Genomic DNA, 15670 nt, shown 5'->3' with positions numbered 1-15670 from the left:
AAAAAATCCACGATATTTTATCGTGGATTTTTTTTGTGGAATAAATTTATTTTATTTGAATCTTTATAATGAGTAAAAAATAAAAATAATTTCATGGTAACAAAAATTGGTAAAACTCATACTATAAAATAGATTGCAAAATATTAGATTGTTGTAAAAATGGAGAATTTAGTATGAGACATTTAGAAAGTATTAGTAATAAAAATTTTTATCAAATTCCTATGGAATTTAATAAATATACAAATAGAAATTTATTAAAATATGCCATGGGAGCTAATTTATATATGAATGCTTTGATGGATTTATATAATAAAACAATCACGGTGAGATTAAAAGATATATGTACTATTACCATTTGTTTTGAAGATGCTATTAAAGAAAGTGAGGTTGATAGGGGGGAAAGAAATGTATTAGAGTTTTTAGATAAAATATATGAGGAATTAATAAGTGGAAAGACAGATGAAAATTCTATTCCTTTAATTTTTATTAGAGTAAGAAACCCTTCCCAATTCATTAGCTTTACATCAAAGTTATCTAAAAATCAATTAAAATTAATTGCAGGATTCACATTCCCTAAGTTTAATAAAGGAAATGCTACCATTTATTTAGAGCATTTAGAAAAAGTAAATAAAAAGTTTGATGAGAAAATTTATGGAATGCCTATTCTTGAGAGTGAAGAAATAATATATAAAGAAAATAGAATGTTAGAAACTATATATTTAAAAGATTTATTAGCTAAGTATAAAGATTTTATATTAAACATTAGAGTAGGAGGAACAGATTTCTCTTCAATATTTGGGTTAAGACGTAAAGTAAGTAGTAGTGTATATGATATAAATGTTGTCAATGATTGCCTTACGGATATAATTAATATTTTTGGTAGGAGCAAAGATGGATACGTGATATCGGCACCAGTATGGGAGTATTTCTCATCAGATATTAATTCTAATGAAGTTAAAGGATTAATTAGGGAAATAGAGCTAGATAAGGAAAATGGATTTTATGGTAAGACAATAATTCATCCAACGCAAGGTATATATGTAGATATTATGCATGCAGTAGAGTTTGAAGAATATATTGATGCTAAAAACATATTGAAGTCTGCAGAGTCAGGAGGAGTGTTCAAAGGTTATAACGGTAATAAGATGAATGAAATTTTGCCTCATTATAATTGGGCAAAAGAAATATGTAATAGAGGGAAAATTTTTGGAGTGTTAAATAAAGATATATCTTTTGATAAGTTGTTTTTAGAAATGGGGGCAATAAAGTGAAGGTTAAAATAAGAGAAAACATATATGGAATGAATATAGATGATTTAATTTCAATAGGAAATAGAATTAATAATAGTAAGAGAAATTTTTTATTCATAAGTAAAGTTTTAGGTAAACATATAGAGGTAAAACCAGATGTTTGCAAAGCTATAGGTTTTTTATTAGCCTCTACTATATATGGAAGAAATGATGGCACAAATATTCTTATAAATTATTTAAAAAGCCCAAATAGTTTTGAAAAACAAGTTAAAGAGGCGATGAAGTTAACTTACAGGACTAAAGAAAATGTAGCAATTTTAGGGTTTGCAGAAACTGCTACTGGCCTTGGAATGGCAGTAGCAGCAGCTATAGAAAACTCTTACTATATTACAACTACAAGAGAAGAATTTAAAGATAAAAAATCCTTATTGAATTTTGAAGAAGAACATTCTCATGCCACTACTCACAAATGTTTTCCAGAAAAGTCATATAAATTAAAAGAAGCAGATAGAATAATTTTAGTTGATGATGAGATTACCACTGGAAAATCTATGATAAACATAATAAGAGAATTAAAAAGAACTACAAATGTTAGAAAATATACTATTTTGAGTGTTTTAGATTTAAGAAATTTAGAGTATAGAAATTTGTTAGAGAATTTTATAAAAGAAAACAATATAGAAATAGAAGTTAAAGCTTTAATATCAGCTGATATTAAGATAGAAAACAAAGAGATTTTTTATGATAGTGAGGAAAATCTATTAGATGAAAAAGTTTCTATAAATAATCTAAAGGTATTAACAAGAACAGGAGAACATTTAAAATTTACAGGAAAATTTGGAATGGATTTTAACGAAATTCAAAAATCAGAAGAGGAGTGCATTAAGGCAGCATGTAGGGTTGAAGAGTTATTGGAAAAGAATGAAAAAATATTAGTATTAGGGCATGGAGAGAATATTTATATTCCATCAAGAATAGCATCATATATTAAAGGTGATGTGTATTTTAAAAGTACTACGAGAAGTCCTATTTATTGTAATGATAAAAAAGGTTATCCAATTAAGGAGAAAAATATTTTCTACCATAATGGAATTAAATATTATTTATATAATAAATCTGATATGGAAGAAAATTATGATAAAGTAGTTTTAATTACAGAGGACAACTTAGATGTAAAACTTACAAAAAATCTAATTATAGTAAAGCCTTAAAACAAATTAAAATATATCTATAATTAAAGAGGGTAAGAGTTAAGATGGAAAAGTTATATTTAATAACAGATTTAGATAGAACTATTATTCATTCAAGAAATAAAGGATTTAAGTGCGTAGAGTATAGTGGGGATAGAGAAATAACTTACATGACAGAAGTTAGTTATAATAAGCTTCAAGAACTATTAAAATTGGAAAATTTCATATTTGTACCTTGTACAATGAGGAGTATTGAACAAATATTAAGAGTTAATTTTATAAAAGAATATAGTCCTAAAATAATAATATGTATAAATGGGGCACAAATATATATAAATGGTAATTTAGATTTAGAATGGGATAAGTATATGAGAAGTTTTATAAAGTTATATGAGCTTAAAAATAATATACAACATATAGAAAGTTTAAATATTAAATATGAAGATATTATGAATGTAGAAGATTTTTATGTAATTGTAAAATTTGCAAATGATGATAAAGCCTATGATGGATATAAAGTTTTATATAATGAATTTGGAGATGATTTTTCAGTATTTAAAATGGCATCAAAGGTTTTTGTAATGAATAGTGAGATAAACAAAATAAAAGCTGTAGATTATATAATAAGAAAATTTAATATAAATAAATTAGTAACAGCAGGAGATAGTGAGGTTGACAGGGAGTTTACAAAGAGGGGGCAGGCCATATTACCTAATCATAGTAGTTTTAGTCATAAAGGAGCTATAGTTACAAGACAAGCGGGAATATATTCAACAGAAGAATTGTTAAATAAAATAGAAGATTATATCTTATTAATGTGATTTTTAGTTTAAAAAATTAGCTTTAATTAGATAGACTCTTATGAGTCTATCTCAGGCTGTAGACAAATAAATGGTTTGTAGCCTTATTTATATTTAACATTAAGTAGATAAGAAAAAAGAATGCTGATATAATGTTTTTTAGAATATTTATAAAGGAGTTAGTTATGAAAAATTATTTAGCACCAATGGAAGGAATCACAGGATATATATATAGAAATTCTTATGAGAAATTTTTTCATAATATTGATAAATACTTTACACCTTTTATTGTTCCAAATACAAGTAGAAGTCTTAAAACTAAAGAATTAAGAGACATTTTGCCAGAGAACAATAAAGGAATGAGTATAGTTCCTCAAATACTTACTAACGATTCAGAGGGATTTATTATCACTGCTAGAAAGTTACAACAATTAGGTTATAATGAGATTAATTTAAATTTAGGATGTCCTGCTGGAACGGTTGTGTCAAAAAATAGAGGTTCAGGATTTCTAGCTAAAAGAGAAGAACTTGATAGGTTTTTAGATGAAATATTTAAAATAGATGATATGAAAATTTCTATAAAAACTAGAATAGGAAAAGATAATCCAGAAGAGTTTTATGATTTAATAAAGATTTATAATAAATATCCTATGGAAGAATTAATTATTCACCCTAGAACACAAAAAGATTTTTATGGAAATAAACCGAATTTAGATGTATTTAAAGATGCATTATCTTTAAGCAGTAACCCAATATGCTATAATGGAGATATTTTTACTGTTGATGATTATACTAAACTAATAAAAAATTTTCCACAAGTAAAAACATTGATGTTAGGAAGAGGAGTATTAGCCAATCCAGGATTAATTAATGGGATAAAAAATAATACTAGTATAGATAAAGAAGTATTAAAAGATTTTCATGATGAAATTTTACATAAATATATAGAATTATTTAATGAACATAGAAATGCTCTATTTAGAATGAAAGAACTATGGGGATATATGATTTACATATTTTCTGATAATAAAAAGTATGCTAAGAAAATAAAGAAGGCACAAAATTTAAATGATTATAATTATGCTGTTTCAAGTTTATTTAGAGAGCAGGAAATTATAAAAGGTGCTGGATTATTTAGTAATTAATATTAAATACGGATAGTGTAGATTATTTGTAGTGCTCCTTTTTATTATAAAGGTAAAATTATATAATATAAGAAAGAAATATTTTATGTTTATATATGAAAAAAATAATAAAAAACTATGCTAATTTAAAATTTTAGCATAGTTTTTGACTTTATAAACTTTGTTTAAATCCTCTGCCATGAACCTCAGATGTATCTGAAATAGAGATAAAGGCTTTTTCATCTATAGAAGTGACTATATTTTTAAGTTCGGGTAATTGACTTAAAGGTATAATACAATAAAGGATTCTTCTTTGGTCTTTACTATAAGCACCTTCACCATAAAGATAAGTAACTCCTCTATGTAGATTTTTCATTAAAAAATTTGCTACCAAGTCCTCTTTATTAGTAATAATGAAAACAGATTTTGTTTGATTTAATCCTTTAACTACATTATCAAGGACAAAAGCAGTTGTATACATAGCTATTAACGTATATAAGGCACTAGTTATTCCGAATACAAAAGCACTGATACTAACAATAATTAAATTTATACCAAAAGAAATTTTACCTATGTTTAGAGTGGTGTGTTTTCTTTTAATTAACATAGAAATTATATCAAATCCACCAGTAGAACCATGATGTGCAAATATTAGTCCAAAGCCTATTCCATTAAGAACTCCACCATATAAACAGTAAAGCAATGTGTCTGTTATATCCAGAATATCAGATATAGAGCTTGTTAATATTAATGATAAAGATAAAGATAGTGTTCCTACCAAAGAATATAGAGTGAATTTTTTATCTAATTTTGTAAAGCTTAAGATAAATAAGGGAATATTTAATAAAAGAATTATGTATCCAGCTTGAATTTTGAATAAGTATTGAAATATAAGAGCTACACCGGTAACACCACCACTTAAAAGCTTAGCATGTATTAAAAACATATTTATTCCGATTGAACTTATAAAACTTCCTAATATAATAAATAATAAATCTATAATGTTAGCTTTGTCTAAAACTTTCGTATCCATATAAATTTTCCTCCTAAGTTGTAAATGTTATGATAATAATTTAGTAATTGTGCTTATAAGTGTTAAAAATTCTTGAAATTATAAATTTTTAAATATATATTTATAATTAGTTAATTTACATATTATTATGAGTAAAAAATATAATGATTTTTAAATTTTTTATAAAAAAGTTAGCCTTTTATATAATGTACTAACTAAATGTAATTGAAAAATAAAAAAGTAAATTATGAAAAAATTTAAAATGGAGGAAAATATAAAATTTATAATGTATATTTAGTAAAATTAAAAAATATTTAATATTATGCACAATATGTTAATAAACTACTTATATTTTTATGATAATATATATTATAAAATTTATTTAAATATAAAATTATTGAAGGGAACTTAAGAGGAAAGAGAAATGAAATATCGTGAAAACATTAAAAACTCAAAAAGAATAGTTATAAAAATTGGAACATCAACCTTAACCTATGACAATGGAAATATAAATTTAAGAAGAATTGAAAAGATAGCTATGTCAATATCAGATTTAATAAATAGTGGGAAAGAAGTAATTCTTGTAACATCTGGATCAATAGGAGTAGGTGTAAGCAAGATGAACTTAAAGGAAAGACCTAAAACTATTAGAGAAAAACAGGCAGCAGCATCTGTTGGACAAGTAGCCCTTATGAATATTTATAGTAAATTATTTGGAGAGTATGGATATTCAGTAGGTCAAATACTTTTAACAAGAGATATTATAGAATGCGAAAGAAGTAGAAATAATGTTGCAAATACTTTTGAAACTTTGTTAGAAAGTAGAATAATTCCAATAGTAAATGAAAATGATAGTGTGTCTATAGATGAAATTGAAAATGTATCTAGATTTGGAGATAATGATAATTTAGCAGCAATAGTGTCTACTATAGTAGATGCGAATCTTCTTATAATACTATCAGATATTGATGGATTTTATGATTCTAATCCAAGAACAAATAAAGATGCAAAACTTATAAAGGAAGTAAAATCTATAACTAAAGAAGTGCAAAGTTTTGCAGATGGTGCGGGAAGTAATTTAGGTACAGGTGGTATGGAAACTAAAATACATGCAGCAAAAATTGTAACTGAAAATAGTACCAATATGGTATTAGCAAATGGAAAAGACCCAGGTATACTTATTGATATATTAAATGGGGAAGATGTAGGGACTTTATTTTTAGGAAAAGAAAAATAGACAAGATATAAAGGGAGAAATTTTATATGGAAGAGTTAATTTTAAAAGGTAAAAAAGCAAAAGAAGCTTCGTACATATTATCAAATATTTCAACAAATAAAAAAAATGAAGCATTAAATGAGATGTCAAAAGCATTATTAGAAAATATTAGTGAAATAATAGCAGCAAATAAAATTGACATAGAAAATGCAAGAAATAAGGGAACATCAGAAGCAATGATAGATAGATTGCTTTTAAATGAAGACAGAATTAAAGGAATGAGTAAAGGTTTAAAGCAAGTAGCAGGTCTAGAAGATCCTGTAGGGGAAGTGACTTCTATAATAACTAGACCAAATGGATTACAAATAGGTAAGAAAAGAGTGCCACTTGGTGTGATAGGAATAATATATGAAGCAAGACCAAATGTAACTTGTGATGCAGTAGGGTTATGTATAAAATCTGGTAATGTAACAATATTAAGAGGTGGTAGTGAGGCTATAAATTCTAATAAAAAAATTATAAAAGTATTAAAAAAAGCATTAGAAAAAACTCAGTTGCCAACAGAATGTATTCAATTGATAGAAGATACAAGCAGAGAAACTGTTAAAAGTATGATGAAATTAAATGAATATATAGATGTGTTAATACCAAGAGGGGGAGCAGGATTAATAAAGTCAGTGGTAGAAAATGCAACAGTGCCAGTAATAGAGACAGGAACAGGAAATTGCCATGTTTATGTTGATGAAAATAGCGACTTGGAAATGGCAAAAGAAATAGTCATAAATGCAAAAACTAGTAGACCAGCAGTTTGTAATGCTGAAGAAAAATTGCTTGTTCATGAAAATATAGCAAAAGAGTTTATTCCAGTAATAGTAGAAGAATTAAGAAAAAGAAAAGTAGAAGTTAGAGGAGATGAAAAATCTATAGCAGTAGTAAATGATATAATACAAGCTAATGAAGATGATTATTATAAAGAGTATCTAGATTATATAATTTGTATAAAGATAGTAAAAAACATAGATGAAGCTATAAGTCACATAAATAAATATGGTTCAGGACATTCTGAAGTTATAGTAACAAATGATTACCAAAATACTCAAAAATTTCATCAACAAATAGATGCAGCGGCAGTTTATGTAAATGCATCTACTAGATTTACTGATGGAGAGGAATTTGGGTTTGGGGCAGAAATAGGCATAAGCACTCAAAAGCTACATGCAAGGGGACCGATGGGGCTTAAAGAACTAACTACTAATAAGTATATAATATTTGGAAATGGTCAAATAAGATAACATTTGCAATTAAAATTAAATTGACTTTTCTAACAGTATTGTATTGTGAAAGCAATATTGATATAATAAAATAAGCAAAGTTTATATAGACTTGCTTTGATTGTTATAATTTGATTGTTATAAATTGTAAGTTAATTTTATATTTAAACTAAAAATAACTAATTTCATTCATATCTTAAATATTTTTTAATAGGAGAAGAGAGATATGAAAGAATTTAGTATTAACACAAATGTTTATTTTGGAGAAGGTTCTTTAGATAGACTAAATGAAATTAAAAATAAGAAAGTATTAATTGTATGTGATAAGTTTATGGAAACTTCAGGGACAGCTGCAAAAATACAAGAAAAACTTGATAATTGCGAAGTAGCTATATATAGTGATATTGTACCAGATCCATCTTTAGAGGTTGTTGCTGCTGGTATTCAAAAGTTACAAAGCTGTAATGCACAAGTTCTTATAGCTCTTGGTGGAGGATCATCAATTGACGGAGCTAAAGCTATTAGAGAATATGCAAAAAAAGTTACTGGTGGGGTTTGCTCAATAGAAGAATTCTATGCTATACCTACTACAAGTGGTACAGGCTCAGAAGTAACAGAGTATGCAGTAATTACCAATAAACAAGAAGGATTAAAATATGCTCTTGCAGATAAATCTCTTCTTGCAGATTATGCTATACTTGATCCAGAACTAGTAAAAACTGTACCTAAAGCTATAACTGCTGATACAGGAATGGATGTAATTACACATGCTATAGAGGCGTATGTTGCAAATGATGCTACTGATTTTTCAGATGCACTTGCAGAAAAAGCTTTAACTTTAGCTTTCAGATTTTTACCACAGGCTTATCTTGATGGAAATGATATAGTAGCAAGAGAAAAACTTCATAATGCATCATGTCTTGCAGGTATGGCTTTTAATGCAGCTGGACTTGGTATTACTCATAGTTTAGCCCATGCATTAGGTGGAAAGTTACATATTTCTCATGGAAGAAGTAATGCAATGATACTTCCTCATGTTATTGAATATAATGCTAATTTAAATAAAGATACTTTTAAAGTTGAATATAGTACAGCAGCTAAAAAATATCAAAGACTTGCGAAATTATTAAAATTACATGCACCAAATGTACATATTGGCGTTAATAATTTAATTAGAAGTATTGTAGAACTTCAAAATACATTAATGATTCCAAAAACATTAAAAGAACAAGGTGCTGATATGAATTTAGCTCAAACATTAAAAGAAGAAATTGTTAATGCAGCTCTTAAGGATATTTGTACAACAGCAAATCCTAGAGAAACAACAAGTGAAGAGTTATTAATGGTTTTAGATAAAATTTTTGAATAAAATATCGTTTTTAAACCACTCATTAATGAGTGGTTTTTTTATGTGTTTTGCAAAATGTGAGAAATTTAGTTAAAATAAAATATAATTAAAAATAATGATAAAAAATATATTCAATTTAAGAAAATTAAATTTAGATTTTAAAACATATGTATTTAAACAACTAAAACTATTAACTTTGATTAAAGTAATATGTTAATTAGAAGTAAAATTAAATTTGGCATTATATAATGACTTTAACATATTTTAATAAATAAAGGTTTATTGCGAATCCTTAGCTTTGACGGCAAAATATATAATTAAAATAGATTTTATTTTAAAAATACAAATAAGCGTTTATAGGATTCCAAGGCTATTTTAAAAATTGTCCATTCCAAAACTTGGATACCTAAATAGTGCTAGATGCTCCAAATCACTTACAATTCAACACTTTATCTTGTATGAAAATATTTTAAGATTATTGAATAAATTTGAGCTTGTTTTCCTATAACATACTGAGTATCTTAATTTTTAAATGGATTAAAAGTAAATATGTAAATTTAAAATGCCATATATAGGAAACAAATGGAAGGAGTTTCTTCTTTACAGTTATGTTGAGAATAAGTAATATTATTTATAAGGAGAATGCTATCTTTTTATAATTTCTATTATTTTAAACTATATTTTAAGGTTTGACATTGTCCATTAATTATTTAAAACTATCAAACTATATTTATAATAGATATACATAATTAAGTATTTATAATTCTCATGAAAAGCATATTCTTATCATCAAGAAATCTGTGTATTTAAAAATTCAATTCTATTAAAAATTTTTATTATATGAATTAAATTTTTAAAACCATAGTCATCCTTATAATTTTTGGTAACATCATAATTTTAAAATTCATCTACATTACTTATTATTAAAAGAAATTTGTCTTATAATTATAAGTTTATTAGCTGTGGTAGTTGTATTAAACACATAACAAAAATAGAAAGTTTTAAATAAAGATTATAGAGAAATTACTTAGATATTTTAATGAATATAAGTTTAGGACGAATATTTTGAAAATTACAAAGAGTTCTTGTCTCTGTTAAATAAATTTAAAATATTAATAAACATTGTAAATATAAAATTAATTTTCTTAAATAATAAGGATTCCTCTATTAATTTGTAATTTGGATTGTTAAATATTAGACAGTTAGTTGAGGAAATTCTTTTTGATAAAGTTTTCAAAGTCTTAAAGTCTATCAAGTTTAGATTTGAAAAAGGCTAAAAATATTATAAAAAAAGGTGGTCTTAGTATGGGAGAAGAATTATATTCAATAGGAAAAGTTGGAGAAATATGTCAAATAACTACTAAAGCATTAAGATATTATGACAAAATGGGAATATTATCTCCAGATAAAGTAGCCAATGAAAGTGGCTATAGATACTATAGCAAGAAAAATTTATTAGCTGTACCTATGATAAAGTATTATAAACAAAGTGGATTTAAACTTGAGGAAATGAGAGAGTTTTTAAAAGGGACAACCTATGACTTCTTTGATAAAAGGTTTAGAAAAAAAATTGATGAATTAGATGAACTTGAGAAAGAGATAAATTTAAAAAAAAGATCAGTTAAAGATTGGCATGATTTAATAGTTGAGGCACAGATGGTAATTGAAAATAATGCTTGTGATGTGGCTGTAAAATACATAGACAGTCGTACTTTAACTTTTTTAAATCAAAGTTTTAAATACGATTATATGGATTCAATAATAAACATAGAATTTAACAATTATATAGATGATATGAATAATGCAGTAACAGGACCTGTAATTATATGTTTCCCATCATTTAAAAATAAAATTAATGGGAAGTGCAATAATATACGAATAATGCAACAGACAATTTTAAAGTGTAAAGAGGAAGTAAGTGTGGAATTTGGTGGATGGATGGCTGTTGCTTGCTATCATATAGGAGCTCATGAAACAATTAATGAAACCTATATGAAAATGCAAGAGTGGGCGAAAAATCATAATTATATATGCTGCGAAGAATCCTATGAAAGATATGTAACAGATTATTGGACAACCAAAAACACAGATAAATTTGTTACAGAAATTTTAATTAAAATTAAGAGAAAAATTTAGTTTTAGTATATTGAAAACGTTGACCCTAGGGGAAGGTATAGAAGGGGATTGAGAGGTATCAAATAAAAATTCATAATATTATTAAATGAAAAAATTTATTTATTTTTAAAATTAAATTGAATTAATGATATATTTATTGTTTTCTACAAAAGAAAATTATGGTTATAGTTATCATGTTAAAAACTGATATAGCTGACATTGTGAATGTTTTATAATTGTTTATTAATTTGGAAGTGAAGTTAAATTAATAATATTTTAAATTTTATTTAAATGTTTTTAATAATTATATATTGACTTTACCCCAAAGGGAAAGGACTATAATTTATTTGAGAATAAAATACTTACAAGGTATGAAATGAAAAGTTGTTTGAGAGTTTAAAAATAAAATGTCCAGAATTATAACAATCACAAAAATATTAATCTATTAAGGTTAAGTTTGAAAGAGTATATATTTTATTAATTATATAAAATTTATTATTTATTGAAAGGAGTTTTATTTTATGTATGAAGTTTCAAAAGCAGTAAATGTAGAAGCAATTGCTGCAAAAAAGAAATTATCAAGTAATTTCTTTAAAAAGGGTGTATCCCTAGCTTTATTTTCAGGACTTGCCTATGGATTATACACTGCATTTCTAACGATGGGTATGACTAAAGGAGTTTGGGGGGACTGGTATGGTGTTAATACAGCAGGCTTATCAGCATTTGTTGTAGCATACTTACTTGCAGCACTTGGTAATGCGATAAATGATACGTGCAGTGCTATTTGGGCTCTTTCATATGCCGTAGTTAAAGGTAAATTTGGCGATTTTTTAAGATGTATTAATACAAGACCGGGACGTGTTATGATAATAGCTGCTCTTATTGGAGGACCAATAGCTGGTACTTCGTATGTTATAGCTCTTCAAATGGCCGGTTCGATAGTTGTTCCAATATCAGCTCTTTGTCCTGCTATTGCTGCTATATTAGGTAAAATTTTATATAAGCAGGAATTAAATAAACGTATGGCTTTTGGTATTGCAGTCTGTGTGTGTGCTAGTTTTTTAATTGGTAGTACAGGCTTTAGTGGCGGTGCTTCAAAAAATACTATAATTGGTATTTTAATAGCAATTATTGCAGCTCTAGGATGGGGATTTGAAGGATGTGTAGCTGGATATGGTACAGCTATGATTGATCCTGAAATTGGAATTTGCATTCGTCAAGTAACATCAGGTATAGCAAATCTATTTATCTTAGTTCCAATCTTTGGAGTAATTGCTGGTGGAATAAATATTTCTGCAGATCTTGCTGTACAAGCATTCACAAGTGGACCTGCAATGATATGGTTTGCTTTAAGTGGTCTTTTATCATTCATGACATTTATGACATGGTATGCTGCAAACAGTAAGTGTGGAGCAGGACTTGGTACTGCATGTAATGGTACATATTCATTCTTTGGACCATTATTCTGCTTATTAGTACTAGGAGTATACGGTGGAATGGACGGATGGTCATTACCTTCAGTTGCTTGGATCGGAGCTGTAATAATGATGTTTGGTATACTTACAATATCTATGAATCCACTTGATTTATTTAGAAGAAAAAAAGAGGAGGTTTAATATAGATGAAACCACTTAACTATGCAATCTTAAAATACTTTACTAAAGTTGAAGAAGCTTGTGCTGATGATGTTATGGATGCATTAAAAGGCGAGTATGGAAATTTTAAGGCGTTTAATAAAAAATCTATAATTAATGCTTTAATGACAGCTGAAGCAAACGGACTTGTTGAAGAAACAAGAATTGATTTAGACAAAAATAAAGAGTTAAGAGTTTATTATCATGCACATGAAGAAGGAGCTGCTACAATTAATAAATTTATTAAAGATTAATTTTTAGCATTAACAAAAGTTAAATGATTTAGAAATCTCTTAAATTTATAGTTAAGTAATTATTTTAGTAATTATTATTGAAAAATTATTCTTAATAAAATACTTTAGAATAAAATTATTAGAAAATTTTTACTATAAAAAATATTATTACTTTTATAAAAAGGTAAGAAATCTAATAAACATATACAACAAACCAAAAATACATATAAACATACAAAATATATACAAGTTGTGTGATTTAGCGGACTAATGTACAAGCTAAAATCAAGAAGGAGGACTTATCAATGAGATATTATGGAAATGAGGCACTAGGTCTTGTAGAAACAATAGGGTTAGTTCCTGCACTTCATGCTGCAGACCAAATGCTTAAAGCAGCAAATGTTGAGCTGATTTCATATGAAAATATTGGATCTACTCTTGTAACAATTATGGTAAAAGGTGATGTTGGAGCAGTGAAATCTGCAGTAGAAGCAGGAGCTAAAGCAGCAGCATCAGTTGGAACTTTAACAGCACACAATGTTATGCCACGTCCTATTAGACCGGTTGGCGATATTGTTTCAGTACACGATATTGATTTATAAGATATAGAAAGGAAATGATATACATATGGCAAGATATGAAGCTTTAGGGCTAGTTGAGACTTTTGGTTTAGTTTTTGCTTTAGAGGCAGCAGATGCAATGTGTAAAGCATCAAATGTTGAACTTGAAGGCTATGCAAATGTTGCATCAGGATATATAACTGTATTAGTTCGTGGAGATGTTGGAGCTTGTAAGGCCGCAGTAGATGCTGGTGTTGCAGCAGTTGAAGCAATGGAAGGTGCAAATCTGTATAGTTCAATGGTTATTCCAAGACCACACCAAGATATTGAAAAAATAATAAAACGTTACGAGCTTGTAAATCTTATAGCTGAGTAAAAGTAAAATTTTTTCTAAGGAGAGGGGGGGAGAAAATGAATATTATAGATAATGATTTACTCTCCATTCAAGAAGCTAGAATTCTTGTTGAAAATGCTTATGAGGCACAAAAAAAATTAGCGACTTTCCCACAAGAAAAACTTGATGAGATAGTTGAACGTATGGCTGAAGAAGTTGAAAAACATTTAAAGGAACTTGCAAAAATGTCTAATGAAGAAACTGAATATGGAAAGTGGGAAGATAAATATATTAAAAATCGCTTTGTATGTAAGTATCTAAAAAATAGACTTAAAGGCATGAATTGTGTAGGGGTAATTAACAAAGATAAAGAAAATAACACAATGGATGTCGGCGTTCCAATGGGGGTTATTATAGCCTTTTGTCCAGCTACAAGTCCTGTTTCTACAACAATATATAAAGCGTTAATTGCAATTAAATCAGGGAATGCAATTATATTCTCGCCTCATCCAAGAGCTAAGAATACAATTTTTAAAGTAGTTGATATTTTAATTCGAGCTGCAGAAGGTGTAGGACTTCCAGAAGGTGCTCTTGCATACTTACATACAGTAATGAAAAGTGGTTCATTAGAACTTATGAATCATAAAAGTGCTTCACTTATAATGAATACTGGTGTTCCAGAAATGCTTGATGAAGCCTATAAATCTGGTAAACCAGTTATATATGGTGGCAATGGTAATGGTCCAGCTTTTATAGAGCGTACTGCTGATATAGAACAGGCTGTTAAAGATATTATTGTTAGCAAGAACTTTGATTATGGAGTTGTATCTGCTGCAGAGCAATCAATTGTTGTAGATAGTTGTATTGCAAGTGAAGTTAAAAATGAACTTCAAAAAAATGGTGGATATTTTATGACAGAAGAGGAAGCTGAAAGGTTGGGAAAAATATTCTTTTATAAAGATGGAAGTCTTGACCTAGAGATGGTTGGTAAATCACCACAGTTTTTAGCTAAAAAAGCTGGCTTTACTGTTCCAGAAGATGTGAGGGTACTTATTTGTAAACAAAAATTTGTTTCTCAAAGTAACCCTTATTCAAGAGAAAAACTTTGTCCAGTATTAGCTTTTTATATAGAAGATGACTGGATGCATGCTTGTGAAAAATGTATAGAGTTATTGTTGAGTGAACGACATGGACATACACTCGTTATACATTCCAAGGATGAAGAAGTTATTCATCAATTTGCATTGAAGAAACCGGTTGGTAGAGTGCTTGTTAATACTTCAGGAACTTTCGGAAGTATGGGAGCTACTACAAATTTATTTCCTTCAATGACTTTAGGAAGTGGGTCTGCAGGTCAAGGAATGACTTCAGACAATGTTTCACCTATGAATTTGATATATGTACGTAAAATTGGATATGGGGTTCGTAAAGTAGATGAAATTGTTAATGCAGTAGAGGTTAAAGAGAATTCTTCATATGCAGTTTTAAATAATAATTCAAATGAAAGTGATAACTTCAAATTATTAGAAAGTGTTTTGAAAAAAATTCTATATGAATTAAAGTAAAAAATATATTTAATATTT

Annotated in this window: 14 protein-coding genes; 13 read left to right on the top strand and 1 reads right to left on the bottom strand. The window is 27.4% G+C overall.

Features of this window, described 5'->3' with window-relative positions; translation table 11 throughout:
• Window positions 1–173 precede the first annotated feature (173 nt).
• The 4 genes from CSGHG_RS05990 to CSGHG_RS05975 all read left to right on the top strand — a co-directional run bounded on the left by CSGHG_RS05990 (window position 174) and on the right by CSGHG_RS05975 (window position 4385).
• Window positions 174–1271: an HpcH/HpaI aldolase/citrate lyase family protein gene (locus tag CSGHG_RS05990; RefSeq protein ID WP_010293462.1), complete on the top strand. Its 1098-nt coding sequence runs from the start codon at window positions 174–176 to the stop codon at window positions 1269–1271.
• Window positions 1268–2461 carry a phosphoribosyltransferase domain-containing protein gene (locus CSGHG_RS05985; protein ID WP_010293461.1) on the top strand — a complete coding sequence of 398 codons (1194 nt, stop codon included), beginning with the start codon at window positions 1268–1270 and terminating at the stop codon, window positions 2459–2461. The genes CSGHG_RS05990 and CSGHG_RS05985 overlap by 4 nt, the downstream gene beginning before the upstream one ends.
• 44 nt (window positions 2462–2505) lie before the next feature.
• Window positions 2506–3261, top strand: coding sequence for an HAD family hydrolase (locus tag CSGHG_RS05980; protein ID WP_010293460.1), 756 nt, complete (start codon window positions 2506–2508; stop codon window positions 3259–3261).
• A 164-nt stretch (window positions 3262–3425) separates the two neighbouring features.
• Window positions 3426–4385 (top strand): tRNA dihydrouridine synthase, encoded by a 960-nt coding sequence (locus CSGHG_RS05975; protein ID WP_010293459.1) that lies wholly within the window; start codon window positions 3426–3428, stop codon window positions 4383–4385.
• Between the two features lie 151 nt (window positions 4386–4536).
• On the opposite strand, the gene CSGHG_RS05970 is transcribed toward CSGHG_RS05975, so the two are convergent.
• Window positions 4537–5397 (bottom strand): YitT family protein, encoded by an 861-nt coding sequence (locus tag CSGHG_RS05970; protein ID WP_010293457.1) that lies wholly within the window; start codon window positions 5395–5397, stop codon window positions 4537–4539.
• Window positions 5398–5800: 403 nt separating this feature from the next.
• Between CSGHG_RS05970 and proB the strand changes: the two genes are divergently transcribed.
• The 9 genes from proB (at window position 5801) to CSGHG_RS05925 (ending at window position 15652) form a co-directional block, all read left to right on the top strand.
• Complete coding sequence (gene proB / locus CSGHG_RS05965; RefSeq protein ID WP_010293455.1) at window positions 5801–6613, top strand: glutamate 5-kinase; 813 nt, start codon at window positions 5801–5803, stop codon at window positions 6611–6613.
• Window positions 6614–6639: 26 nt separating this feature from the next.
• Window positions 6640–7884, top strand: a complete 1245-nt coding sequence (locus tag CSGHG_RS05960; protein WP_010293453.1) for a glutamate-5-semialdehyde dehydrogenase — start codon at window positions 6640–6642, stop codon at window positions 7882–7884.
• A gap of 205 nt (window positions 7885–8089) precedes the next feature.
• Window positions 8090–9232 (top strand): 1-propanol dehydrogenase PduQ, encoded by a 1143-nt coding sequence (locus tag CSGHG_RS05955; protein WP_010293451.1) that lies wholly within the window; start codon window positions 8090–8092, stop codon window positions 9230–9232.
• A 1284-nt stretch (window positions 9233–10516) separates the two neighbouring features.
• Entirely contained in the window at window positions 10517–11347 is an 831-nt protein-coding gene (locus CSGHG_RS05950) for a MerR family transcriptional regulator (RefSeq protein ID WP_010293449.1), read from the top strand.
• Window positions 11348–11847: 500 nt separating this feature from the next.
• Window positions 11848–12942, top strand: a complete 1095-nt coding sequence (locus tag CSGHG_RS05945) for a membrane protein (RefSeq protein ID WP_010293447.1) — start codon at window positions 11848–11850, stop codon at window positions 12940–12942.
• 5 nt (window positions 12943–12947) lie between these two features.
• Window positions 12948–13214: a hypothetical protein gene (locus CSGHG_RS05940; protein ID WP_010293446.1), complete on the top strand. Its 267-nt coding sequence runs from the start codon at window positions 12948–12950 to the stop codon at window positions 13212–13214.
• Window positions 13215–13498: 284 nt separating this feature from the next.
• Window positions 13499–13795: a BMC domain-containing protein gene (locus tag CSGHG_RS05935; RefSeq protein WP_010293445.1), complete on the top strand. Its 297-nt coding sequence runs from the start codon at window positions 13499–13501 to the stop codon at window positions 13793–13795.
• Window positions 13796–13820: 25 nt separating this feature from the next.
• Window positions 13821–14129: a BMC domain-containing protein gene (locus CSGHG_RS05930; RefSeq protein WP_010293444.1), complete on the top strand. Its 309-nt coding sequence runs from the start codon at window positions 13821–13823 to the stop codon at window positions 14127–14129.
• A gap of 35 nt (window positions 14130–14164) precedes the next feature.
• The gene (locus CSGHG_RS05925) at window positions 14165–15652 is read left to right on the top strand and encodes an aldehyde dehydrogenase family protein (RefSeq protein ID WP_010293441.1); all 1488 of its coding nucleotides are present in this window, start codon (window positions 14165–14167) and stop codon (window positions 15650–15652) included.
• The last annotated feature ends 18 nt before the right edge of the window (window positions 15653–15670 follow it).

This window comes from Clostridium senegalense JC122, assembly GCF_000285575.1.
Classification (GTDB): domain Bacteria; phylum Bacillota; class Clostridia; order Clostridiales; family Clostridiaceae; genus Clostridium_J; species Clostridium_J senegalense.
This window is presented reverse-complemented; position numbering and strand designations above follow the sequence as displayed.